Genomic DNA, 4,656 nt, shown 5'->3' with positions numbered 1-4,656 from the left:
AACATCTATGAAACGGCTACCGGTAGCCATGGGAAGATTTCAATGCCTTGGGGGACAAGGGATTGCGGGGACGGCAAGAACTTGTTTCCTTGCCTAAAGTCTAAAAAAAATAAGGAGGAATACCAAAATGAGAAACCTCAAGCGTGTTCTCAGCCTGGTCCTGGCCGCCATGATGCTCATCGGCATGATGGTCGTGGGCGCCAGCGCTGCGAATGCACTGGATTTCACCGACTATGATGAGATCCAGCATCAAGAGGCTGTCAATACCATGGTGGCTCTGAACGTCATCGCTGGTAAGGAAGACGGCAGCTACTTCGCTCCCTCTGACACCCTGACCCGTGAAGAGATGAGCAAGATCATCGCTTACGTGGTGAACGGCGGCGTGGAGCCCGTTGTGGGTGTCAAGCCCGTTCCCACCTATGCTGACATCGACGACAACTGGGCCGAGAAGTACATCGAGTACTGCACCAGCGCCGGCATCATCGCTGGCGACGGCACCGGCAACTTCAACCCCAAGGGCACCCTGACCGGTGAGCAGGCCGCCAAGATGCTGCTGACCGCCATGGGCTACAATGCCGAGGTGTTCGGCTTTGTAGGCAACAACTGGGCCATCAATGTCAACCGCTACGCCAACGAGGCCGGCCTGTACGAGGATCTGGCTGACATCGATCCCTCTGAGCCCATCTCCCGTGACGACGCCATGCAGCTGGCTTACAACGCCATCCAGGCTCCTCTGATGATCCGCACCTGGAACCAGAACCAGGCCACCGGCGAGGTCACCGAGGTGTACCGCCTGGCCGTTGACGATGCCGGCGCCACCGTCAACAGCCTGCTGATCGACAAGTTCGACGGCACCATCAAGCTGGGCTACCTGGTTGCTTTCGACTATGACGAGAACAAGGGCCAGTGGACCTACTACTTCAACGGCGGCGCCCACTTCGGCGGCAATGCCATCGACGCCAACGACAACATCAGCTCCATCAGCATTGATGCCGATAATAATACTGTCATCTACGGCACCCGTGCTCTGAAGTCCACCGTGGACTACACCGGCTTCTATGGCCAGCAGGTCAAGGTGATCTTCAACACCGAGAAGAATGACGTGATCTACGGCGTGTACGCCAACGACAGCTCTGTCATCGTTGAAGGCGCCACCGGCAACGTGGAAGAGGTCAGCACCAACAGCAACACCGCCACCGTGTCCGGTGTGGATTATAAGCTGGATCGGGCTGCCGAAGACATTGATGTGTATAACTTCAATGGCGGGAATGCCAATGTTGACTTGGATGAGCTGGTTCCCAATGATGACGGCGATAACCTGGACGCCTACACCTTCAAGCTGGTGGACAACACCGGCGACGGTAAGATCGACGCTGTCATCCGCACCCCCATGACCATCGCCAAGATCAACTATGTGGGTAAGGACAGCGTGCAGTTCGGCTCCGGCATCGGCTCTGTGAAGCTGGACGATCTGGTGACCTATGACGGCTTTGCCGCCGGCGACTGGGTCTGCTACATTGAAGCTGCCAATGCTGTTCTGGGCGAGGATACCATTCAGAAGATCGACCTTCAGAGCGCTACCGTGGACGCTGTCCGGGGCGGCGACGGCGCCAACACCTACACCGAGTATCAGATCAATGGCGAGTGGCTGGCCGGCAGCGAGACCAATTCCATTTATGGTACTAACTACAACACCCTGGTGGAAAAGGCTGAGGTCAGCGATACTGTGGAGTACGTGGCTCTGGGCTCCACCATCTTCTACGCCAAGATCGTGGATCTGGGCTCCACCAGCAAGAACATTGCCATGATCGTCACCGCCGGTGTTGACCGTAGCACCAGCGGCCAGGTCAGCGGCGACACCCTGCAGGCCAAGCTCCTGCTGGCTGACGGCTCCAAAACCACCGTTTCCGTGTCCAAGCTGAACGGCGACGAGGTGGACGACACCGACGTGGCTGCCCTGCAGGCTGAGATCGGTACTCTGGTGACCTACCGTGTGGACGGCAGCGACTATGAGCTGACCTCTGTCAGCCCCACCAACCTGGCTGGTTATCTGAACTATGTGACCGCCAATCCCGGCTATGTGGACGGCAAGGTCAACGGCTACGAGCTGGCTGACGACGCTGTGGTGTACTTCGGCAACTCTTTTGCTCCCGGCTCCGCCAACAAGGGCGACGTCTATACCGGCAAGGAGATCAAGAACACCTGGGGCACCGCCACTAAGAACGTCTATACCGTGACCCTGACCCAGGAGGTCAACGGCTTCACCTATGCCAAGGTTGTCCTGATGATCGACGCCACCCTGCCCACCGTGACTGCCGGCTCCAATTACGGCTACCTGGTGGCTGCCACCTCCCGCAGTGAGGTAAGCGGCAAGTACTACCTGAACTATACCATCCTGACCAAGGACGGCGTGATTGAAGTCACCGAGGAGAACACCGACGCGCCCAACCTGTATCCCCGCGGCTCCGTTGTCACCTTCGATATGGTGTCTGACGGCGTGGTGAAGAACGTCAACCTGGCCTATGTGGAGACCGGCAAGGTCACCGGCTGGGACGGCGACTCCAAGATCTCCCTGGACAACACCGTCAGCAAGATCGACGACAGCGAGACCACCATCCTGTATGTGGACTCCAACAAGATGACCGCCGCTGAGGGCGGCTCCATCCAGAAGTGGGCCGACAACGATGGCGACGGCATCGCCGATGCCGTCGAGCCCAACAACGTCCGTTACATCCTGGCCGCCAACCATGTGGTGCTGCTGGTGGTGGACGTGAACAACGACATGCAGGCGAACCCCGCCGCCGGCCTGGTGACCGCTCCTGTGTCCGCTGACACCGCTGAGGCTGCCGACATCAACGCGATCCTGAGCGGCAATGATGCCACTGCTGTCTCCATCAGCGCCGGCACCAACCCCCTGGATCTGGACAAGGCTATCGATGTTCCCGCCAAGAAGACCCTGCAGGTCAGCGGCGACATTGACAACCTGACCGCCAACCTGGAGAAGGACGCTGTTGTCAAGCTGGGCGCCGCTACCTACACCACCGACAATGATGCCGCTTCTGTGTCCATTGTCGATGGCGCCTGGACCCTGACCAACGTCACCCTGACCGGCTCCGCCGATCTGAGCGAGATGGACACCACCTTTAATGCTGTTACCGTGGACGAGGGCGCTTCCCTGAAGGTGGACGCCAACACCGACGGCAACCTGCCCGCCGGCACCCTGACCATTGCCGCTGGTGGTACTCTGACTTCCATGACCACTGATGACAGCAATGAGGCTGTCACTTTTGTGGGTACCACCACTGACGCCCGCATTCAGACCGCTGCTGATACCGAGGTTTCCGTTGACTTTGATGCCCTGACCATGGATATCAGTGGTGATGCCACTATCCCCGCTGGGCAGACTTGGTATGCCATGTTTGATTCCACTCCCAACTCCAAGGGTATTGCTATGACCCTGTCCAGTGGCACCCTGACTGTTAATGGTGAGCTGAAGCTTACCAAGGCTGATGGTACTGGCAGCAGCCTGACCGTGGATACCGAGGCCTCTGTTCTCGTTGGTTCTAACGGCAAGGTGACTGTTGCCTCCATGGGCACTCTGACTGTCAATGGTTCCTTTATCGGCACGGATACGACTTCTGCTCTGTCTGTTGCTGCGGCTCAGAACGGTGCTACCATTACTGGTATGGATTCTGTTGGTGTGGCCGATCATTCCGCCGGTGAATACACTTGGAATGGTACTGCTTGGGCTACCTCCACTCCCTGAGTTGACCCGTAAAAGCTGATTGCCTGACCAAAACAAGGCCCTTACGCAAGACACCCCCCGGCAAGGCTGGGGGGTGTCTTTTTGCTTACGCCCGGAGGGCCAGGTAATGATAGGTTGTATTACTATCATTGGTGCAAGAGCCGGAATTGCTCCGCACAGTAAAGCCGGTGGTGGTGAGCGTGAGTCCCCCGTAAATATCGGTCAAATAGCAGGGCGAACCTGTGACAGCCAGGCCGCCGCAAAAAGTACCCAATCGGTTGCCGTTACGGCACTCTACCAGCACAGCTCTGGGCTGAAACCCCAGGGAAATGGTGCGGGAATCACTTCCGTTGCCTGTGTACCTGCCCGATGTGACAAAGGATTTTTCATCTGCCGTGTCCTGCGCCGCGTCAGCGGCGCTTTGGGCGGCGGATGCGGCGGACGCGGCGCCGTCCGCCGTGTCCTGGGCGGTCTTGAGCCCGGCGTCGATCTTGGACAGATCGGTGTTGAAATCCGTCCGTTGGAAGTTGTCCTCCGGCACCCACTGGTGCAGCCCATAGTTCGCTGTGTACGTTGCCATAAACATTCCTCCTTCAAGCTTGACGATGGATTTCCCTCTTCGTAGGGGCCGGACACTGGCCGGCCCGTCATGTCCCCACCGTCCCCCGTCCATATGCCGGACGGGGGCTTTGTTGTACGGCGGGAACATGGACAGCCCGTTTTGCCCCTGTACAACAAACCGCCCTAACCCAATACAGGCGGGGGCGGATCACAAGGCCAAAGGGGGCCGGCCGGTGTCCGGCCCCTACGGAGGGGGGAGCCGTCGCGCCGCCCCCTCATCCGGCCTTCGCTTTGCGAAGTCCACCTTCCCCCCTGTGGGGGGAAGGTCAAAGAAAAAGGAGGCATGTTTA

At 58.6% G+C, this 4,656-nt stretch carries 2 protein-coding genes; one reads left to right on the top strand and one right to left on the bottom strand.

Annotation, left to right across the window (positions count from 1 at the left end):
• Positions 1-127 precede the first annotated feature (127 nt).
• A complete protein-coding gene (locus tag H6B51_RS16210; RefSeq protein WP_204884640.1) occupies positions 128-3,766 on the top strand; it encodes an S-layer homology domain-containing protein in 3,639 nt (1,212 codons plus the stop codon).
• Positions 3,767-3,851: 85 nt separating this feature from the next.
• Here H6B51_RS16210 and H6B51_RS16205 read toward each other — a convergent pair whose 3' ends face one another.
• Positions 3,852-4,325 carry a hypothetical protein gene (locus H6B51_RS16205; RefSeq protein ID WP_204884639.1) on the bottom strand — a complete coding sequence of 158 codons (474 nt, stop codon included), beginning with the start codon at positions 4,323-4,325 and terminating at the stop codon, positions 3,852-3,854.
• Positions 4,326-4,656 lie beyond the last annotated feature (331 nt).

Source organism: Pseudoflavonifractor phocaeensis, from assembly GCF_016901955.1.
Taxonomy (GTDB): domain Bacteria; phylum Bacillota; class Clostridia; order Oscillospirales; family Oscillospiraceae; genus Flavonifractor; species Flavonifractor phocaeensis_A.
The sequence above is the reverse complement of the archived record's forward strand: the minus strand, read 5'-3'. Positions and strand labels throughout refer to the sequence as shown.